Genomic DNA, 25,306 nt, shown 5'->3' with positions numbered 1-25,306 from the left:
CGCCGACCTGACCCCCGGCGCGAGGGCCGTGCCCGCCGACGCAACCAGCTCGAACAGGTCGTCGGCGAGTGGAGGTGGCCGGGGCGGCACGGCGCGTCCCAGACGCGTCCGGCCGCCCGTCGAGCGAGGTGAGCGCGACTATCGGCCCGTCATGGGTCTGGTTCCGCCTGCCCGCCCGGGGCTTGCCGAGAGGACTTATATGACTTCCCGTCACGAGACCGCCGCTGCCACCGACACCACCGCCACCAAGCGCAACCGCGTGCGGATGGCGGTCGTCGCGGGCGCCGCCGTCGCGGCCCTGCCGGTGGCCGGCCTCGTCACGGCCACCTCGGCCTCCGCCGCGCCCACCTCCAGCTGGGACGCCGTCGCCCAGTGCGAGAGCGGCGGCAACTGGAGCATCAGCACCGGCAACGGCTTCTCCGGCGGACTGCAGTTCACCCCCAGCACCTGGAGGGCGTACGGCGGCACCGCCTACGCCCCCCAGGCCCACCAGGCCAGCAAGGCGGAGCAGATCACGGTCGCCGAGAAGGTCCTCGCCTCGCAGGGGCCCGGGGCGTGGCCGGTCTGCTCGGCCAAGGCGGGCCTGAGCAAGGGCGGCGCCCCGGCCGCCGTCGACACCGCCGACACCGCACCCTCGAAGCCGGCTGCCAAGCCGGCGCCCAAGGCCAAGACGCCCAAGACCCAGGCGCCGCAGGCCCCGCAGGCGCCGAAGAGCAAGCCGGCGCCGAAGCAGCAGGAGGCGTCGAAGCCGCAGCAGTCGGCCAAGCCGGCGCAGTCGGCGCCGTCCTCGGAGAAGAACACCTCCGGTGGCGGCTACACCGTCAGGAGCGGCGACACGCTGAGCGGCATCGCGGCCAAGTTCGGCACCGACACCGGCAACCTGTACGGCAAGAACGCCCGCACCATCGGCGGCGACCCGGATCTCATCTTCCCGGGCCAGACCCTGACCGTCTGACACCTCCGCACACCCGCGCCGAGCGGCCGCCCCTCCCCGGGGCCGGCCGTTCGGCCCGGCGCGTTTCCGGGGTCGGGTGCGAGAGAGGGCCAGGCACGAGGGGAGGGGGCGTGCGAGCGGGCGTGAGGCCGTGTGCGCGGGCGCTTCGGGAGATAGTTGAAGGTTGAACGCGACGTCTGAATACCGCCGGAGCTTTCCGGCGCCGAGGCCCAGGATCGAGTCATGTCCGAGATCGGAACCGGGGGTTCTGATCGGAACGAGTCGGATCACATCCGAATGAGGAGTTCTGGAGATATGACGATGAACGGTGCGGCGAAGCTCGACGGCAAGGTGGCCCTGGTGACCGGCGGCAGCCGGGGGATCGGGGCGGCGGTCGCGCTACGGTTGGCCGAGGAGGGTGCCGACGTCGCCCTGACCTATCAGGGCGGGGCCGAGCGGGCCGAGGAGGTCGCGGCGAAGATCACCGCGATGGGGCGCCGCGGTTGGGCGGTCCGCGCGGACTGCGCCGACCCGCAGGCGGTGCAGTCCGTGGTCGCGGAGGTCGCGGAGCGGTTCGGGCGGCTGGACGTCCTGGTGAACAACGCGGGCGTCGGTGTCCTCGGCCCGATCGGTGACCTGGCGCTCGACGACGTCGACCGGGTCCTGGAGGTGAACGTCCGGGCGCCGTTCCTGTTCGCCCAGGCCGCCTCCGCGCACCTGGCCGACGGCGGGCGGATCGTCACCATCGGCAGCTGCATCGCCAAGCGGGTCGCCTTCCCCGGCGCCACCGTCTACTCGCTCAGCAAGGCGGCGATGATCGGCCTGACCAAGGCGCTGGCCAGGGAACTCGGCCCGCGCGGGATCACCGCGAACGTGGTCCACCCCGGCCCGATCGACACCGACATGAACCCGGCGGACGGTGAGGCCGCCGAGCTCCAGAACAGCCTGACCGCACTCGGCCGCTTCGGCGCGGGCGCGGACGTCGCCGCCGCCGTCGCCTACCTGGCGGGCGAGGACGGCCAGTACGTCACGGGCGCGGAGCTCGCGGTGGACGGCGGGTTCGCGGCCTGACAGTTCGGGCCTGACAGTTCAGGCCTGACAGCTCGCGGCACGTCGCAGTACGGAGACCGGCCCGGTGGTGCGACCACCGGGCCGGTGTCGTGGCGGGCGGTCGTCGACGGACGCGTTTACGATCGCCCGGTCCGAGCGGTGCTCCCGACCGCACCCGGCCACGCCGGCGACGCGCTCCCGACCGAGAGGTGTGCCATGACCGCAGCGGAAGACCCGATCGACCTGCTCGCCCGGGCGCTCGCGCAGACCGCCGGGCTGATCGACGGTGTCGGCGTCGAGCTGGCTGGGCACCCGACGGCCTGCCGCTCCTGGGACGTCGGCGACCTGGTCAGCCATCTGCTGTTCGACCTGCGGCAGTTCACCGTCCGGGCCGGGGGCGGGCAGCCGGACTGGTCGCAGCCCTTCGAGCGGGTGGAGGAGGACTGGCTGCACGCCTTCGAGGCCGGCGCCGAGGAACTGGTCGACGCCTGGCGGGCGGCGGGCGACCTCACCGGCACGCTGGAGGTCCCCGGCGTCGGCGCCCTGCCGGCCCGCTTCCCGGTGGACCAGCAGATCGCCGAATTCGCCGTCCACGACTGGGACTTGGCCCATGCCACCGACCAGTCCACCGAGGGGCTGGACCATGAGGTGGCTCTCGCCGCCCTGGCCTGGGCCCGCGGCGCCCTCACGCCCGGGTACCGCGGCGCCGAGGAGGAGCAGCACGCCTTCGGTCCCGAGGTCGCCGTTCCGGAGGACGCCCCGCCGTACGACCGGCTCGCCGGCTTCTTCGGCCGCGACCCGGAGGCCGTGCGGTCCTGAGTCCCACGGAGCCGGCGGGCTCCACAGGCTCCACATCAGCCGCCTAGCGGACCGCATCCGGGCAGGTCGGAGGCCCGGTCGGCGCGGTCGGACCGGGGTTGACGGCGGTGTGCCCTTCCACCACCCTTCCACTAATCGAATAGTGAAAGGGTACTTTGCCGATGCGTCTGTTCCGTCCGCCGCGTCGACCTGCCGTCCTGGCCTGGGGCCTGGCCGCGGGGTTCGCCGCGCTCTACACCTGCGTCGCCGTCAACCGCTACCGGCGCGGCCTGAGCAAGGCCTACGACCTGGGCATCTTCGAGCAGGCCATCCGCGCGTACGCGCACGGGCAGGCGCCGATCGTGCCGCTCAAGGGGCCCGGTTACCACCTGCTCGGGGACCACTTCCACCCGCTGATCGCCGTGCTCGCTCCGGTCTACCGGTTGTTCCCGGGGGCCGTCACCCTGCTGGTCGCCCAGGCGCTGCTGATGGCGCTGGCGGTCGTGCCGCTCACCCGGTGGGCGTACGAGGCGGGCGGGCCGCGGGTCGCCCTGGTGATCGGATGCGTGACCGGGGCGTCCTGGGGGATCGTCCGGGCCGTCAGTGACGACTTCCATGAAATCGCCTTCGCCGTACCGCTGTTGGCCTTCGCAGCCGCCGCGCTCGGTCGGCGCCGCCACCTGGCCGCGGCGCTGTGGTCGCTGCCGCTGCTGCTGGTCAAGGAGGACCTGGGCCTGACCGTGGCCACCTTCGGCCTGCTGATCGCCTGGCGGGCCCGCCAGGGCGGGTGCGGCCGGCGCGGCCCGCTGCCGGGGCTCGTGCTCGCGGGCGTCGGGGTCGCGGCCACCGTGCTCACCGTGACGGTGGTGCTGCCCTCGTTCAACCCGCACGGCGGGTTCGACTACTGGCAGCAGTTGGACGGCGGCGGGCGGCCCTCGCCCTGGTCCCTGGCGGCCCGGATCGGCTGGCCCCCGATCAAGTGGCTGCTGCTCTTCCTGCTCGCCGCCACCGCGGGCTTCCTCGGGCTGCGCTCGCCGCTGGTCCTGCTCTGCGTGCCCACCCTGGGCTGGCGGCTGCTCTCGGCCAACCCGCACTACTGGGGCGTCAGTTACCACTACAGCGCGGTGCTGATGCCGCTGGTGATCGCCGCGCTGGTGGACGCCCTGACCCGCACCGACCCGCGCCGGGCGCGGCACGCGCTCGCCGTCAGCGCCCTGGTGGCGGCCGTGACGGTGCCGGTCTATCCGCTGCACGAGGTGGTGATGCCCGAGGCGTGGCGCACCTCGCCCCGGCTCGCGTACACCCGGGCGCTGCTCGGCTCGATACCCGACGGCGCGGCCGTCGCCGCCTCCAACCGCCTCGCCGCGCAGCTGACCGGCCGGGCCACCGTCACCCTGGTCTGCCAGGCGCCGACCGGGCCGGGGCCCGAGTGGGTGGTCGTGGACCGGACGGACCCGAGCGTGCAGGCCCCGTGTGCGACCGCCGACACCGCCCGGATGCTGGTCGAGTACGAGCAGCTCGGCTACCGGCGGGTCGTCGACCAGGACTCCCTCCTGCTGCTGCGACGGCCCTGATCGTCCGCATCGCCGGGCCCCCGGTCCGGCTTGACCCGGGTGCCGCAGTGGGTCACTATTCCACTATTGGACTAGTGAAAGGTCGAATCGCGTGTGATCGAGTACCGCATCGAGCGGCGCAGCGGCGTCTCCACCTACCAGCAGATCGTTCAGCAGACCAAGCAGGCCTTGCGGCTCGGGCTGCTCCAGCCCGGGGACAAGCTACCGACCGCGCGGGAGGTCGTCGAGCTGACCGCGATCAACCCGAACACCGTGCTGAAGGCCTACCGCGAACTGGAACGCGAGGGCCTGGTCGAGCCCCGGCCGGGGCTCGGCACCTTCGTCCGGCGCTCGCTCGCCCGGCCGGAGGCGGCCGCCGACGGGCCGTTGCGCGCGGACCTGGTCGGCTGGGTGGACCGGGCCCGCGAGGTCGGACTGGAGCGTGAGGACATCGCCGCGCTGATGGCCTCCGTTCTGGAGCAGCGATTCGACACCGGGGTCTCCCCGGAAACACCGAGTTAGAGGACAGTGGGGGGACCGGGTGGACGACCCGATGAACACAGCACCGGCACCGGCAGCGGCAGCGGCGGCGGCGGCGCCGGAGGCCCCGGCGGCGCTCGCGGCCGACGCCCTGGGCAAGCGCTACCGGGGCGAGTGGGCGCTGCGTGACTGCACGTTCGCCGTCCCGGCCGGGCGGATCTGCGGGGTGGCCGGCCCCAACGGTGCGGGCAAGAGCACCCTGCTCGGCATCGCCGCCCGTCTGCTCACCCCCACTGAGGGCGAGCTGCGGGTGTTCGGTCAGCCCGCCACCACCGAGGACCTGCGCGCCCGGGTCGCGTACGTGGCCCAGGACAAGCCGCTCTACCCCGGCTTCACGGTGGCCGAGACCCTGCGGCTCGGCCGGGAGCTGAACCCGTCCTGGGACCAGGACCTCGCTCAACGGGTCATAGATCAGGGCGAGTTGAGGATGAGGGTGAAGATCGGTTCGCTCTCCGGCGGCCAGCGCACCCGGGTCGCCCTGGCGCTCGCCCTCGGCAAGCGCCCCGACCTGCTGCTGCTCGACGAGCCGATGTCCGACCTCGACCCGCTGGCCCGGCACCAGCTGATGGGCACCCTGATGGCCGAGGCCGCCGAGCGCGGCACCACCATCGTGGTCTCCTCGCACATCATCCCCGAGCTGGACGGCGTCATCGACTACCTGCTGCTGGTGCAGTCCGGGCGGATCCGGCTCTGCGGCGACGTGGAGGACCTGCTGGACGGACACCAGCTGCTCACCGGCCCGGCCGGCAGCGCGCTCCCCGAGGGCGTCCTGGTCGAACAGCGCTCCACCGGCCGCCGGATCGACGCGCTGGTCCGCACCGGCGATCCGGTGGACGGCCCGTGGGAGAGCGGCCGGCCGAGCCTGGAGGAGCTGCTGCTCGGCTACCTCCGGACCCCGGCCGGCACCGCCCGGGCCGCCACCGGACCGGGCACGCAGGCCCAGACGACCGAGAACGGGATCGCCGCATGAGCACCAACGTCCTGGCCGACCGCGCCACCACCGCGGCGCCACCGCGCGAGCCGCGGACCGCGCCCCGCCCGGGCGGCCTGATCTGGCTGAGCTGGCGCCAGAGCCGCACCGCGCTCTGGGCGATCGCCGCCCTGGTCGTCACCGCGTCGGCCACCCTGCTGTGGCTGCACTTCTCCCTCCAGCCGCTGATGGCGGATCTGCGCCGGGCCGAGTGCTCCGAGATCGTCAGCTGGTCCAACGCCGGCTGCCAGGGCATGGTCGCGCCCATCACCCGCCGCACCTACCTGTACACGATGTGGCTCCAGCCGGCCCTGGCCGCCGTCCCCCTGCTGATCGGCATGTTCCTCGGCGCCCCGATGCTCGCCCAGGAGTACGAGCGCGGAACCGTCCGCCTCGCCTGGACCCAGTCCGTCAGCCCGCTGCGCTGGCTCACCGCGCGGATCGCCCTGCCCGCACTGGCGGTGCTGACCGCCGGTGCGGTGCTCGCCGTCCTGGCGACCTGGGTGTGGCGCGCGGACATCGGCGGCCGCCCGTTCACCTTCGATCCGCCGTTCCAGGGCCTCACCTACCCCGTCCTCGGGGTGGTGCCGGTCGCCTGGTCGCTGTTCGCGCTGGTGCTGGGCCTGCTGGTCGGGCAGCTGCTGCGCCGCACGGTGGCCTCGGTCCTGGCCACCGGCGTGCTGCTGGCGGTCGTCCACGGCCTGCTCCGGTGGAACCGCGCCTCCTTCTACCCGTCGGTCAGGGAGCTGGCCCCGCGCGGCGTTTATTTCGGGCAGCCCAACAACGCGTGGCTGATCGACCGCGGGGTCGTGCTCCAGGACGGCCGGTGGGCCTCGAACGAGTTCTGCTGGGACGGCGATCGGACGAAGGGCTGCGAGGATGCCACGAGCAACTGGATCGAGTACCACCCCGTCGGGCACTTCGTGCCGATCCAGCTCGTCGAGACCGGGATCCTGGTGACGCTCACCGTCGTGGCGCTGACGGTGCTCTTCCTCCGGGTTCGGCGGGACGGCAACTCGCTGCGGGCGACCCGGCGGGCCTGACGTCCGAGGTCGCGGCCCCGGCCGGGCGTCAGTCGCGGCTCCAGCGGAGTTCGACCTCCGGGAAGCGCGGTGACGGGCCGTCGAGGAGGGGCGCGGGGCGGCCGCGGAGGAAGTGGTCGGCGAACGCCCGGGTGTAGGCGCGGGTGAGCGCGGTCGCCCGGGCGGGGGCGATGGTGCCGAGCAGGGCGGCGTAGGTGTCGGCGGGGAGGTGGCCCGGCAGGTTGCCGGGGAGGGCGGCGTGCGGCAGGTCGGTGAAGCTGAGGTGGCCGGCGCCGAAGGTGTGCAACTGCCTCCCCCAGGCGTGCTGGTGGCTGCGCCAGCGCTGCCAGGTCTCGTGGTCGGCGAGGGAGGTGAGCAGGAGGAAGGGCCGGTCCAGGCCGAGGTCAGGAACGGGCGAGCCGAACAGGCCGCCGTCGAGGTTGAGGCCGATCCGGAACCGCTCGTCCTGACGCATCGCCTCGGCGGCAGCCGAGCCGCCCATCGAGTGGCCGAGCGCGCCGATCCGGCCCCCGTCGACGCGGAAACGGTCCTGGCGCTCGGTCAGTTCGGTGGTGACGAAGCGGAGGTCGGCGACCCGGGCGGCGATCTCGCGGCGCTCGGAGGCCTCCCAGTCGGCCGGCTCGTCCTCCAGCACGGTGCGCACCAGCCGGCCGTCCGGGAACTCGACGGCGAGGGCGTCGTAGGTGTGGTCGACCGACGCGACGAGGTAGCCGTGGGCGGCCAGTTCCTCGGCCAGCGCGGTGCAGTTGCTGCGCAAGCCGGTGCGGCCGTGGCCGAGCAGCAGCAGGGGGAGCGGGCCGGGGAGCGCGGGCGCGTCGGTACGGGCGGTGGGGCGGACGGCCGCGATGGTGCCCGGATCCAGCGGCAGGCGCTGATCGATGGCGGCGGCGACCCGGGGCGTGGTGTACGGCGCGCGGGGGCGGCCGGCGGTGGCGCGTGCCGGGTACCAGAGCTGCACCATCAGCTCACGCGGGCCGGCGGCGGGCACGAACGGGTCCGGGCGATCGCGGTCGACCAGGTGCAGGGTGGTCGTGCCGACCGGGCGACCGGTGGTGGGGGCGGGCAGGTCGATGGTGCGCGGCCGGGCGGTCTGAGCGGTATTGGTCTGAGAGGCCTGGGCGGGCCCGGTGGGCAGCAGGGCTGCGGCGCCGCCCAGGCCCGCGAGTGCCAGCAGTGAACGGCGCCTGATCATTCAGCATCCCTCGGTGGTGGGGTGGTTGAGGTGCGGTCAGCCTAAGTGGTCCGGACCGGCCGGGCCAGGGGTGGCGGAGCGGTGGGGGCGGTCAGCGCAGGACGGCGAGGACGGCGCCCCACTGCGAGGTGGTCTGCCCGGTGGCGGCGCAGTGGTCCGGATCCGTCGCGATCCGGTGGGCGGTGGTGAGGCGGTAGGAGGAGAGCCGCAGGGCGGGCAAGTTGGTCCAACTGGTGCCGAACTCGGGGGCGCTGCCGCTGTTGCTGCCGACCGTGCCCACCAGGAGGTCGCCCGGCGCGCAGGCGGCGGCGTTGGCCGCGGTGGAGAAGGTCGTCCCGCCGGCGTCACCGGAGGCGCGGCCGACCGACCGGACGGCGGAGACGCCGCGGAACTCGTCGACGGCGACGTGGTACTTGCTCGCCCGCGGGTGGGCGACGCGGATCGAGTCCTCCGCGGTCAGCGCGGACGCCCCGAAGGCCGCGAGGATCAGCACCCGGTGCCGGAGCGAGTCGGTGACGTCCCCGACGATCCGGAAGCGGTCGCCCCGGCTGTCGGTGACCGTGACCGCGCCGGGACAGGTGCTGGTCAGCATCATCGTGACCACCAGGGCGTCACCCGGGGTGACGGGGGAGAGCACCGGAAGGACGATCTCGGTACTGGAGACGGCCTGCTGGTCGAAGGCGATCCGAGAGGCCCAGGACGGTGCGCCGTCGTCGGCGGCCGTGCGTGCCGCCGCCGGCCGCGGGCCCGGCGCGGGGCGGGCGGCCGCTTCGGCGGGCGCGGACTCGGTGTCCCCGGACGGGCAGCCGTGCGCGGACGGGGGCTGGGCGTTCGGCGCGCGGAAGCCGACCACGCCGAGCGTGCTGCCGACGCCGAGCGCCACGCCGAGGAGCAGGCAGAACGCGTGGGTCCAGATCCGGCGGCGGCTCCGGCCCGGTGCGGCCGGGGGCTCGGCGGCGGAGGCGGCCGTGCGGTCGGCCCTGGCGTCGGCCGGGGTGTCGGCCGTGGTGTTCGCGGCGACCGGCAGCTCCGAGGGCTCGACCGGTGGGATCGGCGAGGCCGGTGGGGCCGCCCCCTCGTCGGCGGCGGCGGTCCACCGGCGGTGCCACTCGGCCTCGTCGCCGCCGCAGGCCCGGACGTAGGCCCTGGTCGTGGTCCAGGACGGGAGGCGCGAGCCGGAGGCCGCCTCGTGGAGCGTGGTGTGGGAGATGGAGCCGGCCGTCTTCGCCATCGTGCGGAACGAGGGCTGGCCCGCCCCCAGGCGCAGCCGGCGCAGGTCGGCGGCGAGGGCCTCCGCCGCGCTCGGGGCCTGTTCGCTCTCCGCGGGTTGTGACTCCTGTTCCGCCATGGCGTCCCCCTGTTGTCAGATGTCAGATCCAACGGCGACCGGTGTGTGCTTGTCGCGTACGGATCATAGTGACGCGTGGCTGCGGCGTTACGTGATCGACGGACTCCGGTTGGCAGGACGGGGTGTTCGGGGCGGGCGTCGGCCGGTGTCAGGTGTTGTCAGTTTCCGTCAGGCGGTACCGAACACCGTGGGAAGTCGGGTCAGCTGTCCCAGTCGCCGCGGCCAACGGGGCGGCGCAACGGTCCGACCGAACAGGGGAATCGACATGGCCAAGGGCATCCTCAAGAAGATCGGCCGCCGTGGCGCGACCGCGGCGGCCGTGGTGGCGCTGGCCGCCGGCGCGGTGGGCGTCTCGGAGGGCAGCGCGTTCGCCGACGGCTGGTACGCGCTCCGCTACCACGCGAGCGGCCACGGTGTGGGCGTCTACGCGCAGCAGTACTCCTGGACGGCCAAGGTCGCCGGCGACCTGGGGTCGTACACGTGGTCGTCCGACGAGATCTACATCGAGTGCTGGATCAGGGGCGAGGACATCAACAGCCAGGGCAACGTCTGGTACCAGGTGGGCGGGACGAACGGCAACTTCTTCGGACCGGCCTACGTCTACGGCGCGTACGCCGACGGCAACTGGTACTTCCACAACGGCCTGCGGGCGTGCTGACGACCGGCTGAACCCGTCCGCCCCGCCCGCGCCCCGGGCGGGGCGGCGTGCCGTCAGCCGGACACCTGCCGGGCCGCCGCCTGTTTGATGGCCTCGCGGATGCGCGGGTAGCTGCCGCAGCGGCAGATGTTCTGGATCTGGTCGATGTCCGCGTCGGTCGGGTTCGGGGTGCGGCGCAGCAGGGCGACGGCGGTCATGATCTGGCCCGGCTGGCAGAAGCCGCACTGGGCGACGTCGCAGCCGAGCCAGGCCTCCTGGACGGGGTGCAGGGTGTCGCCGTCGGCCAGGCCCTCGATGGTGGTGACGCGGTGGCCCTCGCAGTCCTTGACGGAGCGGGTGCAGGGCTGGAACTCCTCGCCGTCCAGGTGGCTGGTGCAGGCGCGACAGACGCCCACCCCGCAGCCGTACTTGGGGCCGGTGACGCCGAGCTTGTCGCGCAGCACCCAGAGCAGCGGCATGTCGTCCGGGGCCTCGACGGTGACGGGGTGCCCGTTGAGGGCGAAGGTGTGGGTGGGCATGGGGTGGTGGAGTTCCTTGGCTGGGGGAGTCAGAAGTTGATCGGGAAGGAGCGCGGGCTGGTGCCGGTCGCGCGCGCGTAGGCGTTGGCGACCGCGGCGGAGGCCGCCGGGACGCCCAGCTCGCCGGCGCCGCCGGGCGCTCCGCTCGGCGGCATGAGGTGGATCTCGACGGCCGGCGGGGTGTGCCGCTGCCGGGCGTACCGGAAGTCGGAGTAACTGCCCTCGCGCACGGCCCCGTTGTCGATGTGGTTGCCGGCTTGCAGGATGACCGAGATGCCGTCGATCAGGGCTCCGGTCAGCTGGGCTTCCAGGCCCCGGGGGTTGATGACCCGGCCGACGTCGGCGGCGATCACGGCCTTGGTGACCCGGGGGTCGGCCGGGTCGGTGGCGTCGAGCTCGACGAGGTAGGCGGCGCACCCGCTGTTCTCGTCGTGGTAGCCGATGCCCTGGGCGTGGCCGGGGGGCATCGGGCGGCCCCAGCCGCCGGCCTTGGCGACGGTGTCGAGGACGGCCCGGCCGACGGCGCTGCGCAGCCGGGCGCGGCGGAACGCGACGGCGTCCTGGCCCATCCGGCGGGCGAGTTCGTCCATCATGATCTCGTCGGCGACCCGGACGGTGCCGGAGTAGACCGACCGCCAGCTGCCGGTGGGAACGTCCAGCGGCACTTCGGCGAGCAGCTGGGTGGGGATGCCGACGTTGTACGGGTTCTTCTCGCTGAGCAGGAAGAAGGCCTGGGCGAGGCTGAGCCCGGCGAGCGAGAGGTTGAAGCCGGCGGCGGTGAGCATCTCGCCGAGGCCGTGCCGGAAGTCGGTCTTGACGGTGGCGACGCGGTGCTCGTAGCTGAGCACCTGGCCGAGCGCGTAGGTGGCCCGGATCCGGTGGTGGCTGGCCGGGCGCATCCGGCCGTGGCGCATGTCGTCGTTGCGCGTCCACATGAGTTTGACCGGTCGGCCCGCGGCCTTGGAGATCTGGGCGGCCTCCAGGGCGGCGTCGAAGAACAGCCGCCGGCCGAACGAGCCGCCGCCGCGCACCACGTGGACGGTCACGGCGTCCTGCGGGAGGCCGAGTTCGGCGGCGATGGCCTGCTGGGCGACGATCGGCGTCTGCGCGGCGAACCACAGCTCGGCCCGGTTCGGCCGTACGTCGGCGATGGCGGTCAGCACCTCCATCGGCGCGTGGTTGACGAAGGCGAAGTCGAATTCGCCGTCCAGGTACTGGGTGAGCAGCGGGGGGATGAGGAACGGCGCGTGGGCGGCGCGCAGTTGGGCGCGGATGTCGGAGGTGGAGAGGTTGGCGACCGGGCCCGGGTTCCAGGAGGTGCGCAGCGCGTCGCGGGCCTTGAGCGCCTGGTCGAAGGTCTCGGCGAGGACGGCGACGCCGCTGGGGATCCGGACCACGCCGAGCACGCCGGGCATGGTGCGGGCGGCCGAGGCGTCCAGGGTCCTGAGCGTGCCGTTGATGGTGGTCGGGCGGGCGACGACGGTGGGGACGGCGCCCGGGATCGCGAGGTCCCCGGCGTACTTGGCGCGGCCGGTGACGATGTCGCGGGCGTCGATCCGGCCGGTGGGCCGGCCGACCAGGCGCAACCGGTCGGCGGTCTTGGGGGAGCTGGACACGGCGGGGAGGGCGACGGCGGCGGCCTCGGTGGCGAGGTCGCCGTAGCCGGCGCGGCGGCCGTCGGGGGCGAGGACGGCGGAGTCGGCGGTGCGCAGGGTGTCTGCCGGAACGTTCCAGCGCCGCGCTGCGGCGGTCACCAGCCGGGCGCGGGCGGCGGCGGCCGCGGCGCGCACCGGGTCGTACAGCGAGCGCACCGAGTTGGAGGCGCCGGTCAGCTGGTTGAAGAGCAGTTCGGGGCGGCCGTCGGAGAGCGGCACGTCCACGTCGCCGATCCGGGCGTCGAGTTCCTCGGCGACGAGCATCGCGATGGCCGTGGTGAGACCCTGGCCGACCTCCAGCCGGGGCAGGTGCAGCAGGGCGCGCCCGGCGGCGGTGAGTTCCAGGACGAGCAGGTGCGAGGTCGGCAGGCCGGCGACGATCAGCGCGTCGCCGAGGTCGAGGATGTCCGGGATGCCGGGCAGGCCGATCAACTGCGAGGGGGCGGCGGCGTCCTGGGCGGCCGCGGCGGCGCGGACGGCGGCCCGCGCGGTGGCGGGCGCGGCGGCGTCGAGGCCGAGCCGGGCGCCGACGGTGAGGGTCGGGGCGGCCAGCAGGTAGGTGAGGAAACGGCGGCGGCGGGTGCCGGCGCCGTCCCGTGCGTCGCCCGGGTGGCCGGTGTCGTCCGAGCGGGCGATGGAGGTGCTGATGGGAAGAGCCCTTCGAGCCGATGACGGCGGCGGATCGGGCGGGCACGGCGGCGTCGGGCCCGGTGCCGGATCGCGAATGCCGTTGAGCATAGGAGGGCGTTACTGACCGGTCAATACGGCAAAACTTGGCCCTTCGGCGGGGTCGGTGACGCCCGAAGGCCGCTGGGCGAGGCGGATTCGGAGCGGGTACGGAGGGCGCGGCGGCGGTACGGCCGGGGCCGGTTCCGGGCCCGCGGGAGGAGCGATTCGCCGCCGTCGTACGGGGGTTCAGCGCTCGCCCGCCGGTGCGGTGGGGCCCGGAAGTGGACCAAGGAGTTCCGCGATCACTGGACCTTACCGCCGGTCCGCCTCCTGCCTAGGCTGGGCCGCGAACCGTTGCGAACACCCGGCCCGCGCGCCGCCCCCAGCCAGGAGACCCGTGTCGACCAGCAGCGCCCCGGCGCCCGCCCTCATCCCGCCCCCGGGGCCCCAACGGACCCTCGCCGCAGCCCAGTTGGCCAGCTCCGTCGGCGACGGCGCCTACTACACCTGCTCCGCGCTCTACTTCACCCACGTCGTCGGCATGTCGGCGACCGCCCTCGGTGCCGGCCTCGCCGTGGCCTGGGCGCTCGGCGCGCTGGCGGGCGTCCCGCTCGGCGCCCTCGCCGACCGCCGCGGCCCGCGCCGGACGGCCGTGGCGCTCGCCCTGGCCACGGCGGTGGTGGTCGCCGCCTTCCTGGTGGTCCGCTCCTACGGGCCGTTCCTGGTCGCGGTCTGCCTCTACGCCACGACGCAGTCCGGGCTCACCGCCGCCCGGCAGGCGCTGGTCGCCACCCTGGTGCCGCCCGCCCAGCGCACCGGGCTGCTCGCCCACCTCCAGTCGACCCTCAACGGGGGGCTGGCCGTCGGCGCCGCCATCGGCGGCATCGCGCTCACCGTCGGCACCCGGGCCGCGTTCCTCGGCGCCTTCGTGGTGACGGCGCTCGGCTTCCTGGCCGGTGCGCTGATCCTGCTGCGGCTGCCCGAAGCCCCGCCCGCCCCGGCCCGGTCGGGCGCCGGGCCCCGGCTGGCCGTCCTGCGCGACCGCCGGTACGCCGCCGTCGCGCTGGTCAACACCGTGCTGCTGCTGCGGATGCCGCTGCTCAGCCTGGTCATCCCGCTCTGGATCGCCGACCGGGCGCCCGGGATCGGCTGGCTCGGTTCGGCCCTGTTCGTCCTCAACACCCTGGCCGTGCTGGCCTTCCAGGTCCGGGCGGCGCGCGGCGTCACCGGCCTGGGCCCGGCCGCACGGGCCGTCCGCTCGGCCGGGCTGGTGCTGCTCGCCTCCTGCGCGGTGTTCGGCCTGTCGGCCCTGGACGTCCCGGTGTGGGCGGTCGCCGCGCTGCTGGTGGCGGCGTCCTCCAGGTGATCGGCGAGATGCGGCAGTCGGCGGGCTCCTGGCAGATCAGCTTCGACCTCGCCCCGCCCGAGCGGATCGGCCAGTACCAGGGCTTCTTCGGCACCGGCGTGGCCGTCGCCCGCACCCTCGGGCCGCTGCTGCTGACCACCCTGCTGCTGGACGGCGGGCTCGCGGGCTGGCTCGTCCTGGGCGGCCTCTTCCTGGCGGCCGGGTACGCGATGGGGCCGGTCGTCCGCTGGGCCGAGCGTGACCGCGACCGGGGCTGCCCGGCGCCGGTCACCTCCGCTGTCGCAGTCCCGTAGCGGCCCCCCCGCACCGGCCTTCTCCGCCGGCCCGGTGCCCTTCGCACCGGCTTTCCCGTCGACCCGGCGCCCTCCTCGACGCCCCTCCTCGACGCCCCTCCTCGACGCCCCTCCTCGACGCCCCTGCGCGCCGCCCCTGCGCGCCGCCCCGAACCGGCTGCTCAGCCCCGGTCGGGGCCCGCGCCGGCCGCCGCCGCCGCGAGCCCGCCCGAGAATGCTCCGACGGCTGACCGGAAACCGGTGGCCCGGGCCGCCGCCCGCTGGCATGCTGGCCGCGTGGACCGACCCCAGATCTGGCTCGACTTCGCCCCCGAGCTGCACCTCTTCGTCTCCGGGCCCCGGCGGGCCGGCCGCTCGGCGCTGCGCACCGACGGCACCTCGACGCTCGGCCATGTCGTCGAGTCCCTGGGCGTCCCGCTCACCGAGGTCGGCACCCTGCTGGTGGACGGCCGGCCGGTGCCCGGGTCGCACGTGCCGGTCGACGAGGAACACGTCACCGTCCGGGCCGTGGACCGGCCGCAGCCCTCGCCCGCCCCGCCGCGCTTCCTGCTGGACGTCCACCTCGGCACCCTCACCCGCCGACTGCGCCTGCTCGGCGTCGACGCCGCCTACGAGAACCCGGACATCGGCGACGCCGCGCTCGCCGCCCGCTCCGCCGCCGAGCAGCGCGTCCTGCTCTCGCGCGACCGGGGGCTGCTGCGCCGCCGCGAACTGTGGGCCGGCGCCTACGTCTACAGCCACCGCCCCAACGAGCAGCTGCGCGACGTGCTCTCCCGCTTCGCGCCCCCGCTCGATCCGTGGAGCCGCTGCACCACCTGCAACGGCACGCTGCGCGAGGCCGACAAGACCTCGGTGCGCGAGCAGCTGCGGGACGGCACCGAGCGCTCCTACGACGTCTTCGCCCAGTGCGTCGACTGCGGCCAGGCCTACTGGCGCGGCGCCCACCACGCCCGGCTGGACGCGATCGTCACCGACGCCCTCCGCGAGTTCGGCACGTCCGCCGGCGGCTGAGACCGGCGCGGGGCCACCGTCGGACCGGCGCGGGACCGGCGCGTCGAACTACGGGACATCTCAGGGTGGCGGCCGGGCGCCGAGGCGTGTTCTCATCGGCGGTGGGGGGCGGGACCAAGGTACTCCGTGACGTGAGAGAGGCCGGGTCGGATGAGCAGTCAGCCAGTGCAGCAACCGTTCCAGACAGCGGACGTCGGTGACGTCCAGGTGGTGACCGCACCGGACGGGGCCGCGGTGTTCCCGCTGCTGGTCCTGGACGGACAGGGGAGCCTCGCGGTGTTCGAGCTCGCCCCCGGGCAGGTGTCGCACGCGGTGTCGCACGCCACCGTGCAGGAGCTGTGGCAGGTCGTCGAGGGCGCCGGGGAGCTGTGGCGCCGCCAGGGCGGGCGGGAGGAGACCGTCCGGCTCGTGCCCGGGACGGCGGCCTCGATCCCGCTCGGTACGGCGTTCCAGTTCCGGGCCGACGAGGACGCCGGCCGGCCGCTGCGGATCGCCGCCGTCACCATGCCGCCCTGGCCCGGCACCGACACCGAGGCCAGGCCCGAGGACGGCCCCTGGAAGGCGACCTCCCGGTGAGCCGGGCAGGGGGGATCCCGCGCCGCCCGCTGGCGGCGCTGGTCGCGGCCGCGGCCGTGCTCGGACTCGCCGTGGCGCCCGCCGCGGCCGCCCCGGCCGCCGAGCCGCACCTCCAGTCGCGCTACGTGACGATGCCCGACGGCGTCCGCCTCGCCGTCGACGTCTGGCTGCCCGAGGGCACCAGGGACGGTGCGAACCTGCCCACCGTCCTGGTCACCCAGCGCTACTGGCGGGCCCGGGTCTACCCCGGCGCACCCGGCAACGGCGGCCGCAGCAGCGACGCCGACGGCTGGAACGCCCATGGCTACGCCTACGTGGTCGCCGACCTGCGCGGCACCGGCGCCTCCTTCGGCACCCTGAGCTCCGAACTCGGCGCCGACACCGTCGCCGACAGCGGCCCGCTCAGCGACTGGATCGCCGCCCAGCCCTGGTCCAACGGCCGGGTCGGCACCACCGGCGTCTCCTACGGCGGCGACACCGCGATGCTCGCCACCGCCCTCGGCAACCACCACATCACCGCCGCAGCCCCGATCTCCTACGACTTCGACCCGTACGAGGACCTGGTACGCCCCGGCGGCCTGCTCATCGAGCCCCGGATCGCCCCGTACGCGCTGCTGCTGCGCATCCTCGACCAGGCCGGCGGCACCACCTGCGACACCGACGAGCAGACCCGGCAGGCCTGCGCGGCCACCGGCCTGACCGGCGCCGTGCCCCGGCCGGTCGACGGCCCGGACGGACCGGCCCTGCTCGCCGCCGCGCGCGCCGAGCACACGGGCAACGCCAACCTGGTCGACATGGCCGAGGCCGGCGTGTACCGCGACTACCAGGACGGCCCGAAGAGCTGGACGGTCGGCAGCGTCGGCGAGAAGGCCGACGCCGTCGAGGCCGGCGGCGTCCCCGTGCTCACCGACGCCGGCTGGCTCGACGCGGGCACCGCCAACGGCGTGCTCTCCCAGTTCACCGGCCTCTCCAACACCCAGGACGCCTGGATCGGCCCGTGGAGCCACGGCCAGGGCTACCTCGCCGACCCCTTCCAGCCCGCCCGCCACCTCACCGACCAGGAACGCGCCCAGATCGCCCAGCGGACGTTCGACTTCTTCGACCGCTACGTACGGGCCGACGGCCGCCCCGACGGCACCCGGCACCTGCACTACTACACCTTCAACGAGGGCGTCTGGCGCACCACCACCCGCTGGCCGCTGCCCGGCACCCGCCCGCAGCGGCTCTACCTCGGCGAGGACACCACGCTCAGCCGCCGACGGCCCGATCCGGACGACCGCCCCGGCGCCGACCTGCTGCGCCTCGACCCCACCGCCGGTACCGGCCCGCTGGACCGCTGGAACACCAACCTCACCGGCAACCAGGTCAGTTACCCCGACCGGGCCGCCGTGGACGCCAAGCTCCTCAGCTACACCACCCCGCCGCTGACCGGCGACACCCGGGTGACCGGCAACGGCCGCGTCACGCTCGACGTCACCGGCCTCGACGGCACCGCCCAGGGCGCCCTGCACGTCTACCTGGAGGACGTCGCCCCCGACGGCCGGGTCACCTACCTGACCGAGGGCCAACTCGCCCTCGCCGACCGGGCCGTGGCCGACCGGGACGACAACCCCGACTGGCGCCGGCTGCGCACGCCCCGCAGCTACGCGGCCACCGACGCGGCGCCCTTCCCGCAGGGCCGGGCCCGTCGGGTCACCATCGACCTGCAACCCGTCGCGGTGCTCTTCCGGGCCGGCGAGCGGATCCGGCTCACGGTCGCCGCCGCCAACCCGGACTCCTTCCAACTGCTCCCGGCCGACGGCCGGGCGAGCTACCGGATCGGGCACGGCGGAGCCGACCCGTCCTTCCTGGAGCTGCCGGTGGTGCGCGGCACCCCGTAGCGCCGCCGAACGCGCCCGGGCCCGGGAGGCCGATGCCGCCTCCCGGGCCCGGGCCGCTCAGTCCCTGACCCCGGACAGCGCGAGCGGCAGGTGCCGGGGCCCGCGCAGGACGGGGCTGCGCCGGTACTCGGGCGGGTCCTGGAGCAGCCGGGGGCCGTCCAGGCGGTGGATGAGCGCGGTGAGCGCGAGCTGCGCCTCGACTCTGGCGAGCGGTGCGCCGAAGCAGCTGTGCACGCCGCTGCCGAATCCGAGGTGCTGGTTGTCCGGGCGGGTCGGGTCGAAGCGGTCGGGCTCCTGGAACCGCAGAGGGTCCCGGTTGGCGGCGGCGAGCACCAGGATCAGCGGCGCGCCCTTGGGGATGGTGACCCCGGCGACCTCGATGTCGGTGAGCGCGGTGCGCTGCGGCAACAGCTGGACCGGGGGTTCGTAGCGCAGCAGCTCCTCCACCGCGCGCGGCATCAACTCCGGCTTTTCGCGCAGCAGTTCCAGGCTTTCCGGCTGGCGCAGCAGGGTGAGCACGCCGTTGGTGATCAGGTTGACGGTCGTCTCGTGCCCGGCGATGAGCAGCAGGACCGCGGTGGCCATCAGCTCCGTCTGGGTGAAGCCGCCCGACGGGCCGGGGTCGTTGACGAAGGCGGAGAGCATGTCGTCGGACGGCTTGCCCCGGCGGCTCTCGGCGAGTTCGCCGAGGTACAGCCCCATCTCCATCCGGGCCTGCGTGGCCGCGCGCTGGCGCTCGGCCGGATCGCTGTCGGGAGTGGGGTCGAAGCCCGCGATCAGCGTCTCGGACCAGGCGTGGAACCGCGGCTCGTCCTCGCGCGGCACGCCGAGCAGCCGGCAGATGACGGTGACCGGCAGCGGGTAGGCGAAGTCCTCGACCAGGTCGATCCGGTCGCGGCCCCGGAGCCCGTCGACCAGTTCCCCGGTGATCCGCGCGATCTCGTCGTGCATGGCGTCGACCCGGTCGGGCGCGTGGGGCGGGCCGAAGGGCCGCATGGCGATGTTGCGCAGCCGTTCGTGCTCGGGGTCGTCCCGGCCGATGAAGGCGACCGGGACGCTGCCCTGCATCTCGTCCGGGACGGTGCGGTTGCGGCGGTCCGAGCTGATCCTCGGGTCGTGCAGCAGCGCGGCGACCTCGTGGTAGGTGCCGACCAGGTAGCTGCCGTCGTCCTGGCGGGCCACGCCGTGGTCGCGGAGCTCGGCGTACAGGGGGTAGGGGTCGGCGCGGTTGGCGTAGTCGGTGATCCGGCGGAACAGGGTGTCGGCGGCGGCCATGCGCGGTGGCTCCTCGGAGGTGGCGGAGGTGGTGGTCCTCGACGGGCGGCGGGGCCCGGTGGGCGTGCGCCCGTCGAGCGGTGGCGGGTGGGCTCAGCCGCCCCAGCGCCGCAGGGTCAGCCGCCGGTCGGGCAGGTGGCCGGTGAGGGCGACGGTCGGGCCGTGCGAGAGCACCTTCGGGTCGGGCACGTCGGAGGGGACCGGGATGCGGGAGGCGGGCGGCTCCACGCCAGCCCAGTCGGGCGGGAACGGCGCGGCGGCCTCGATCAGCCGCTGGTAGTGCTCCAGCCACTTGGCCCGGTTCACGCTGACGGCGGCCGTGATCCGGCCCCGGTACCCGTAGACCGCGACGAGCCGGCGCTCCTCGACCGAGCCCTGGGCGAGGACCACGTGGTCGGAGAAGGTGGGCACGCCGACGGACTTGATGTTGAGCCCGAACTGGCTGGACCAGAAGGAGGGGACGCTCAGGTGCGGCCGCCGTTGCGGCCCCGGGCTGACCATGTTGTGCGCCGCCACCTCGGCCTGCGCGACCGCGTTGCCCCAGTGTTCGAGGGAGAGCAGCTGGTACTCGAAGAGGGGGTGCGGGAAGCGGGCGACGTCGCCCGCGACGAAGACGTCGTCGGTGACGATCCCGTACATGTTGAAGGCGCGGCAGCCCGCGTCGCAGGCCACCCCGCGCGGACCGGCGGCGAGCCCCGACTCGGCCAGCCATTCGGTGTTGCGGACGGCGCCCAGGGCGACCACGGCGACGTCCGCCTCGATCCGGGTGCCGTCGGAGAGCTCGGCGCCGGTGAGCCGGCCCGCTCGGCCGGTCAGCGCGGAGACGGTCACCCCGCAGCGCAGGTCGACGCCGTGGGCGAGCTGGACCTTGGCCGCGAGGGCGCCGAAGGCCCCGCCGAGGGCCCCGACCAGCGGGGCGGGGCCGCGCTCGGCGACGGTCACCGCCAGGCCGCGCTCCCGGCAGGCGGAGGCGATCTCGGAGCCGGTGAACCCGGCGCCGATCACCAGCACCCGCTTCGGGCCGGCGTCCAGCCGCTCGGCCAGGCCGGCCGCGTCCTCGGCGGTGCGCAGGGTGAACACCCCGTCGAGTGCGGCCTGCTCGGCCTTCGGCCAGGGCCTGGCCCGGGTGCCGGTGGCGATCAGCAGCCGGTCGTAGGGCAGCTGCTCGCCGTTCGCGAGCAGGACCTGCCTGCCGGCCCCGTCCACACCGGTGGCGCGGACGCCGAGCTTCCACTGGGCGTCCACTTCGCGGCGCCGGGGCAGCGCGGTCTCCTCGGCGCGCACCCGCCCGAGCAGCACCTGTTTGGACAGGGGCGGCCGGTCGTACGGGGGAAGGCGTTCCTCGCCGACCACGGTCAGCTGCCCGGCGAAGCCCTCGTCCCGTAGCGTCTCGGCGGCGCGCAGGCCGGCCAGCGAGGCGCCGACGATGACGATCCGGCCGTTCTTGAGGTCATCGGACATCGGACCGGCCCTCCTCCTCGACCAGGATGGCCTGCACCGGGCAGGCCGCGACGGCCCGCCGGACGCGGTCACGCTGGTCCTCGGCGGCCTGCGGGGTGTAGAGCAGGGCCTCCTCCCCGTGCAGCTCGAACACTCGGGGAGCGAGGAACGCGCATTGCGCGTAGCCCTGGCAGCGGTTGAGGTCGACGACGATCTTCACGGTCTCTCCTCCCGGGCACGTCTGTGTCCGTCCTACCGCCGCCGGAGCGGCCGCGCGCCCGGTACTGCTCCGTGGGAGCGGTCGCGGAGAGTGGCCGCCGGGGAACGCCGGGGGCCAGGAGAGCAGTTCGCCCGGCCGGACACGGCCTAGTTCGGCGACTCCAGCCCGAGGGCCCAGCGGTGGGTGGTGTAGCCGCCCATCCGGGTCGGGTGGCGCTCCACGAGCGTCACGGTCAGGCCGTCGGCCGTGCGGCGCAGCGTGCCGGTGAACCGGCGCAGGTCGTCGCCGGACAGCGGGAGCAACTCGGCGAGCACGGTGGCGTCGAGGTCGCGCCCGACGGCGCGCAGCACCCCCGCGTCCAGCACCAGGACGGTGCCGTCGGCCAGCACCACCGGCGCGGGGGCCTGCGGGTCGGCGAGCAGCGGGCCGTTCTCGATCCCCCCGCCGGGCAGCAGCCGCACCACCCGGCTCCCGGTCGGCCGGCGGCGGTCGGTCTCGACGACGCGCAGGCCGCCGCCGACCACGTAGTGGCCGTAGCTGCGCCAGGAGTCGACCAGGGTGGCGTCCCGGTCGTAGGCCCAGGTGTCGAAGGCGCCGTAGCCCTCCAGGCCGAGCACGAAGCGGCCGCCGCCCAGGGCCGTGCCGCGCTCGCCGCGCAGTTCGGCGACCAGGGCGCCGTCGTCGAGGTCCAACAGCAGGGCCGGGCCGAGGTGGCCCCAGGCGGTGTACTCGAAGGAGTCGGTGGTGACCAGCGCCCGGCCGCCGGAGAGGTGGGCCGCGTTCGGGCGCCCCGCGCAGGGGCGGCGCCAGCGGACCAGGCCCTCGGTGTCGACACAGCTGATCTCGCCGTCCCGGCCGTACAGCGCCAGGCCGCCGTGGCGGGCCAGCGGCCCCTGCGGGCGCCCCTGTGGCCGCCCGCCGCTGCGGCGGTGGTGGTCCTGGACGGTGACACGCCAACTCCCCATGATCCGGATGCTAACGGACCCCAGCGGGCCGTGGAGGGCGTTTGCGGAGGGTGCCCGGACGGCCGGGACGGCGGACAATCTCCCCAGGCGCAGAGGAGGAGGCCGCGGTGGAGTTCGAGGTGTTGATCGAGACCCCGCAGGGGTCGCGGAACAAGTACGTGATGGACTTCGCGGCGGGCCGGATCCGCCTCGACCGCACCCTGTTCACCGCCACCCGCTACCCCGCGGACTACGGCTACGTCGAGGGCACCCTCGGCGGCGACGCGGAGCCGCTGGATGCGCTGGTGCTCGGCGGCGAACCGGCCGTGCCGGGGTGCGTGATCACCTGCCGGGCGGTCGGCATGTGGGTGATGCGGGACGAACGCGGGCCGGACCAGAAGGTGCTGTGCGTCCCCGCCCACGACCCGCGCTACGGAGACCTGCGCGACATCGGCGACCTGCGCGAGTTCGACCTGCTGGAGATCACCCACTTCTTCCAGGTCTACAAGGACCTGGAGCGCGGCAAGTTGGTCGAGGGCTCGCACTGGGCGGACCGGGAGGCCGCGTACGCGCAGATCGCCGAGTCCCGGGAGCGCGCGGCGGGGACGCGCTTCGCCCGGCCGGTGTAGGCGTCCCCGCCGCGCGCCCGGGGCTCAAGAACCGGGCGCGGCACCGGGGCTCAGAACCGGGCGTGGCGCAGGATCTCGCGGACCTGGTCGGCGATGGCGGCCTCGTTCTGCTCGAACTCCGGGGCGGTGAGGCGGTCCTGCTGGGCGGGCAGGCCGGTGAGCACGGGGGTGTGCAGGTGGCCGCCGGGGAGGTCGGGGGCGAGGTCGAGGCGCAGGCGGTTGGAGCGGTAGGCGACCTCGTTGGAGAGGTACCCGCCGCCGCCACCGGCGACGGCGCGGGAGCCGGGGGTGGGGCCGTCCGCGCGGTCGACGGGGTCGACGCCGCCCTCGGGGATCTCGGTGACGGTGGTGTTGAGGCGGACGGGGTAGGGCTGCTGGACGGCCGTCATGGCGTCGGTGGGCAGGGTGGTGCGGATGAACTCCGGGCCGTCGTCCAGGCCCGGGGCGGTGACCGGGTGCTGCCGGGTGCCGCCGGAGAGGGTGCCGGTGTTGTCGGTGGCGGGATCGGCGGAGCGGGCCCGCCCGGCCCAGGCCTCCAGGGTGAACAGGCCCGGGTAGCCCTGGCTGATGCTGGTGATCAGGTCGGCGGCCTGCGGGCCGGGGGTGAGGTGCGGGCCGAAGGCGCGCTCGACGACGCCGTCGTCGAAGTCGCCGTAGCGGACCGGCAGCAGGACGGCCCGGACTTCGGCGGGGCTGCCGTCGGCGAGGGTGATCCGCCGTCCGTGCAGTTGCAGCACGGCCGCGCCGGAGGGGTTGGCGCGGCGCGGCTCGGTGTCGAGGCCGTACGGGTCGAAGCCGCTGACGAAGATCCGCCGGACGCCGGGGGCGGCGGTGAAGCCGTCGTCGAGGCCCCGGGAGGCGTCCTCGAAGCGGGCCCGGAGGTCGGCCGGGTCGACGTCGAACCCGGGCTGCCAGCGGGCCAGTTGGACGGTCATCGCGAGCCTGGTCCAGTACAGCGGGCGGTCGTCGCGGGCGGGGAGTTCGCCGCTGGGCCGCCGGCCCTGGGCCCGGTCCACCCCGGCCTGCCAGAGCGCCCGGCCCCAGGCGCCCGCCACCCGTTCCGCCTGCCGGGTGTTCCGGGCGGCGCACAGGGCGGCGGGGAAGCCCCGGAGCAGGTCGCGCAGGCCGGAGCGCTCGGTGAAGGCGGTCGTCCGCTGGTCCTGGAGCCGGGCCTGTTCGGTGTCCACCGCGGCGGTGCCGACGACCTGGCAGGCGGCCGGGCCGGCCTGGGCGGCGGCCGGGGCGAGCAGGGCGGCGAGGGTGCCGGTGAGGGCAGCGGCCAGGGTGGCGGCGCGACGAAGGCGTGTCATGTTGCCTGACAATAGGTCGGGAGCCGACACCCCGCCAGGGCACCCCGCCCGAGCGCCCCGGCCGGCAAGGCCGCGCCGCGGGCCTGTGGCCTGCTGGAACGTCCCGTCCAGTACTGACGGGAAGTCGGGAACCGGCGCGAGCTCTACAGCGTTGTCGTGGTCGAACAGCGGAAACAGCGGTAATTCGAACGGTTGCGGAGGAGTCCCATGAGTGTGGCCCTGACGAAGGGCGGCAACGTCTCCCTGGGCAAGCAGGCCCCCGGGCTGCGGGTCGTACGGGTCGGCCTCGGCTGGACGGCCGGCGCCGGGTACGACCTGGACGCCAGCGCCCTGCTCTGTGACGCCTCCGGGAAGGTCGTCTCGGACCAGCACTTCGTCTTCTTCAACAACCTGCAGAGCCCGGACGGTTCGGTCCGCCACCAGGGCGGCGCCGGTGGCGGCGACGACCAGGAGCGGATCGACGTCCGGCTCGCGGACGTCCCGGCCGGGGTGGAGAAGATCGTCTTCGCGGTCGCGGTCTACGACGCGGTGCAGCGGCGCCAGAGCTTCGGCCAGGTCCGCGGCGCGTACATCCGGCTCACCGACCCGGAGGGCGGCGCCGAGACGGCCCGCTACGACGTGGCGGCCGAGGCGGGCAGCGAGACGGCGATGGTGTTCGGCGAGCTGTACCGGCACGGTGCGGACTGGAAGTTCCGGGCCGTCGGGCAGGGGTACGCGTCGGGGCTCGCGGGCATCGCCGCCGACTTCGGGGTGGACGTCCTGCAACCGGCGCCCGCCGCCCCCGCGCCCGCCGCGCCTCCGCCGGCTCCGGTCGTGCCCGCCACGCCGGCCATGGCGCCCGCCGTGCCTGCCGTGGCGCCCGCTGTCCCGATGACCCAGCCAGGACCAGGGAGTTCCCCCGTGACGTGTTTCTTCGACCCCTCGCACGGCCTCGGCTCGACGGCGGTGCTGTGGTCGCCGCAGTGGGGCGTGCCGCGCCAGATCGAGACCTGCGCCGCCTGCGCCCAGCGGGTGCAGACCACCGTGCCGCCGTTCTACACCCCGCAGCAGGGCTACCCGCAGCCGGTCCAGCAGGGCTATCCGCAGCCGGTCCAGGGCCAGCCCGCTCAGGGCCAGCCGGGCCAGGGCGGGCGTCGCTTCGGCACCGGCGCGCTGATCGGCGCGGGCGCGGCCGGCCTGGTCGGCGGCGCGCTGCTCAACGAGGCGTTCAGCGACGACACGCCCGAGGTGGTTGTGAACAACTACTACGAGGGCGACGACGACAGCTTCTTCTAGGCCGCTCCCCGGGTCGCCCCCGGACCGCCCGCCCTCCCGCCGGGGGGGGGCCGGGGCCGCCCCCCCCCCCGCCCGGGGGGGCGGGGGGGCGGGGGGGGGGGGGGGGCGGGGGCCGGCGGGGGGCGGCCCCCCCGCCGCGGGGGGGCGGGGGGGGGCGGG

The 25,306-nt window shown here is 74.9% G+C and carries 24 protein-coding genes; 15 read left to right on the top strand and 9 right to left on the bottom strand.

Annotation, left to right across the window (positions count from 1 at the left end; genetic code table 11):
• Positions 1-199: 199 nt before the first annotated feature.
• The 7 genes from ACIOGZ_RS06615 (at position 200) to ACIOGZ_RS06585 (ending at position 6,888) form a co-directional block, all read left to right on the top strand.
• Complete coding sequence (locus ACIOGZ_RS06615; RefSeq protein WP_400985088.1) at positions 200-955, top strand: transglycosylase family protein; 756 nt, start codon at positions 200-202, stop codon at positions 953-955.
• A gap of 294 nt (positions 956-1,249) precedes the next feature.
• Positions 1,250-2,005: an SDR family NAD(P)-dependent oxidoreductase gene (locus ACIOGZ_RS06610; protein ID WP_400985087.1), complete on the top strand. Its 756-nt coding sequence runs from the start codon at positions 1,250-1,252 to the stop codon at positions 2,003-2,005.
• Positions 2,006-2,200: 195 nt separating this feature from the next.
• The gene (locus ACIOGZ_RS06605) at positions 2,201-2,803 is read left to right on the top strand and encodes a TIGR03086 family metal-binding protein (RefSeq protein WP_363588479.1); all 603 of its coding nucleotides are present in this window, start codon (positions 2,201-2,203) and stop codon (positions 2,801-2,803) included.
• A 161-nt stretch (positions 2,804-2,964) separates the two neighbouring features.
• Positions 2,965-4,356, top strand: a complete 1,392-nt coding sequence (locus ACIOGZ_RS06600; protein WP_363630584.1) for a DUF2079 domain-containing protein — start codon at positions 2,965-2,967, stop codon at positions 4,354-4,356.
• Positions 4,357-4,449: 93 nt separating this feature from the next.
• Complete coding sequence (locus ACIOGZ_RS06595; protein WP_063350485.1) at positions 4,450-4,857, top strand: GntR family transcriptional regulator; 408 nt, start codon at positions 4,450-4,452, stop codon at positions 4,855-4,857.
• 31 nt (positions 4,858-4,888) lie between these two features.
• Complete coding sequence (locus ACIOGZ_RS06590) at positions 4,889-5,845, top strand: ABC transporter ATP-binding protein (protein WP_363588475.1); 957 nt, start codon at positions 4,889-4,891, stop codon at positions 5,843-5,845.
• Positions 5,842-6,888: a hypothetical protein gene (locus ACIOGZ_RS06585; RefSeq protein WP_363588473.1), complete on the top strand. Its 1,047-nt coding sequence runs from the start codon at positions 5,842-5,844 to the stop codon at positions 6,886-6,888. The genes ACIOGZ_RS06590 and ACIOGZ_RS06585 overlap by 4 nt, the downstream gene beginning before the upstream one ends.
• A gap of 28 nt (positions 6,889-6,916) precedes the next feature.
• Here ACIOGZ_RS06585 and ACIOGZ_RS06580 read toward each other — a convergent pair whose 3' ends face one another.
• Together ACIOGZ_RS06580 and ACIOGZ_RS06575 are read right to left on the bottom strand one after the other, a co-directional pair.
• Positions 6,917-8,080 (bottom strand): alpha/beta hydrolase, encoded by a 1,164-nt coding sequence (locus ACIOGZ_RS06580; RefSeq protein ID WP_363588471.1) that lies wholly within the window; start codon positions 8,078-8,080, stop codon positions 6,917-6,919.
• 91 nt (positions 8,081-8,171) lie between these two features.
• Positions 8,172-9,428 (bottom strand): hypothetical protein, encoded by a 1,257-nt coding sequence (locus ACIOGZ_RS06575; RefSeq protein ID WP_363588469.1) that lies wholly within the window; start codon positions 9,426-9,428, stop codon positions 8,172-8,174.
• 265 nt (positions 9,429-9,693) lie between these two features.
• Here ACIOGZ_RS06575 and ACIOGZ_RS06570 point away from each other — a divergent pair, with 265 nt between their 5' ends.
• Positions 9,694-10,086, top strand: coding sequence for a hypothetical protein (locus ACIOGZ_RS06570; protein WP_363588467.1), 393 nt, complete (start codon positions 9,694-9,696; stop codon positions 10,084-10,086).
• 53 nt (positions 10,087-10,139) lie between these two features.
• On the opposite strand, the gene ACIOGZ_RS06565 is transcribed toward ACIOGZ_RS06570, so the two are convergent.
• Positions 10,140-10,604 (bottom strand): (2Fe-2S)-binding protein, encoded by a 465-nt coding sequence (locus tag ACIOGZ_RS06565; protein WP_363588465.1) that lies wholly within the window; start codon positions 10,602-10,604, stop codon positions 10,140-10,142.
• 29 nt (positions 10,605-10,633) lie between these two features.
• Complete coding sequence (locus tag ACIOGZ_RS06560; protein ID WP_363588463.1) at positions 10,634-12,997, bottom strand: molybdopterin cofactor-binding domain-containing protein; 2,364 nt, start codon at positions 12,995-12,997, stop codon at positions 10,634-10,636.
• A gap of 328 nt (positions 12,998-13,325) precedes the next feature.
• On the opposite strand from ACIOGZ_RS06560, the gene ACIOGZ_RS06555 reads away from it, so the two are divergent.
• From ACIOGZ_RS06555 to ACIOGZ_RS06535, 5 genes are all read left to right on the top strand, one after another.
• Positions 13,326-14,294 carry an MFS transporter gene (locus ACIOGZ_RS06555; protein WP_400985084.1) on the top strand — a complete coding sequence of 323 codons (969 nt, stop codon included), beginning with the start codon at positions 13,326-13,328 and terminating at the stop codon, positions 14,292-14,294.
• Positions 14,252-14,587: a hypothetical protein gene (locus ACIOGZ_RS06550; RefSeq protein WP_400985122.1), complete on the top strand. Its 336-nt coding sequence runs from the start codon at positions 14,252-14,254 to the stop codon at positions 14,585-14,587. The genes ACIOGZ_RS06555 and ACIOGZ_RS06550 overlap by 43 nt, the downstream gene beginning before the upstream one ends.
• Positions 14,588-14,863: 276 nt before the next feature.
• Positions 14,864-15,598, top strand: coding sequence for a Mut7-C RNAse domain-containing protein (locus tag ACIOGZ_RS06545; protein WP_363588460.1), 735 nt, complete (start codon positions 14,864-14,866; stop codon positions 15,596-15,598).
• 150 nt (positions 15,599-15,748) lie between these two features.
• Positions 15,749-16,174 (top strand): cupin domain-containing protein, encoded by a 426-nt coding sequence (locus ACIOGZ_RS06540; RefSeq protein WP_400985083.1) that lies wholly within the window; start codon positions 15,749-15,751, stop codon positions 16,172-16,174.
• Positions 16,171-18,054 (top strand): CocE/NonD family hydrolase, encoded by a 1,884-nt coding sequence (locus ACIOGZ_RS06535; protein ID WP_363630581.1) that lies wholly within the window; start codon positions 16,171-16,173, stop codon positions 18,052-18,054. The genes ACIOGZ_RS06540 and ACIOGZ_RS06535 overlap by 4 nt, the downstream gene beginning before the upstream one ends.
• A gap of 57 nt (positions 18,055-18,111) precedes the next feature.
• On the opposite strand, the gene ACIOGZ_RS06530 is transcribed toward ACIOGZ_RS06535, so the two are convergent.
• The 4 genes from ACIOGZ_RS06530 to ACIOGZ_RS06515 form a co-directional block, all read right to left on the bottom strand.
• Complete coding sequence (locus ACIOGZ_RS06530) at positions 18,112-19,329, bottom strand: cytochrome P450 (protein ID WP_363630580.1); 1,218 nt, start codon at positions 19,327-19,329, stop codon at positions 18,112-18,114.
• A gap of 93 nt (positions 19,330-19,422) precedes the next feature.
• Positions 19,423-20,790: an NAD(P)/FAD-dependent oxidoreductase gene (locus tag ACIOGZ_RS06525; RefSeq protein ID WP_400985081.1), complete on the bottom strand. Its 1,368-nt coding sequence runs from the start codon at positions 20,788-20,790 to the stop codon at positions 19,423-19,425.
• On the bottom strand, positions 20,780-20,989 hold the full coding sequence (locus ACIOGZ_RS06520; RefSeq protein WP_363630578.1) for a ferredoxin: 210 nt from the start codon (positions 20,987-20,989) through the stop codon (positions 20,780-20,782). The genes ACIOGZ_RS06525 and ACIOGZ_RS06520 overlap by 11 nt, the downstream gene beginning before the upstream one ends.
• A gap of 146 nt (positions 20,990-21,135) precedes the next feature.
• Positions 21,136-21,954 carry a hypothetical protein gene (locus ACIOGZ_RS06515; RefSeq protein ID WP_363589616.1) on the bottom strand — a complete coding sequence of 273 codons (819 nt, stop codon included), beginning with the start codon at positions 21,952-21,954 and terminating at the stop codon, positions 21,136-21,138.
• 107 nt (positions 21,955-22,061) lie between these two features.
• Here ACIOGZ_RS06515 and ACIOGZ_RS06510 point away from each other — a divergent pair, with 107 nt between their 5' ends.
• Positions 22,062-22,562 (top strand): inorganic diphosphatase, encoded by a 501-nt coding sequence (locus tag ACIOGZ_RS06510; RefSeq protein ID WP_400985079.1) that lies wholly within the window; start codon positions 22,062-22,064, stop codon positions 22,560-22,562.
• 50 nt (positions 22,563-22,612) lie between these two features.
• Here the strand turns inward: ACIOGZ_RS06510 and ACIOGZ_RS06505 are convergent, their stop codons facing one another.
• On the bottom strand, positions 22,613-23,872 hold the full coding sequence (locus ACIOGZ_RS06505) for a pyroglutamyl peptidase (protein ID WP_363589612.1): 1,260 nt from the start codon (positions 23,870-23,872) through the stop codon (positions 22,613-22,615).
• A gap of 207 nt (positions 23,873-24,079) precedes the next feature.
• On the opposite strand from ACIOGZ_RS06505, the gene ACIOGZ_RS06500 reads away from it, so the two are divergent.
• Complete coding sequence (locus ACIOGZ_RS06500) at positions 24,080-25,147, top strand: TerD family protein (RefSeq protein WP_400985077.1); 1,068 nt, start codon at positions 24,080-24,082, stop codon at positions 25,145-25,147.
• Positions 25,148-25,306 lie beyond the last annotated feature (159 nt).

Source organism: Kitasatospora sp. NPDC088160 (assembly GCF_044741445.1).
Classification (GTDB): Bacteria; Actinomycetota; Actinomycetes; order Streptomycetales; family Streptomycetaceae; genus Kitasatospora.
Note: the sequence above shows the minus strand (reverse complement) of the source record. Positions and strands in the feature narration are given on the sequence as shown.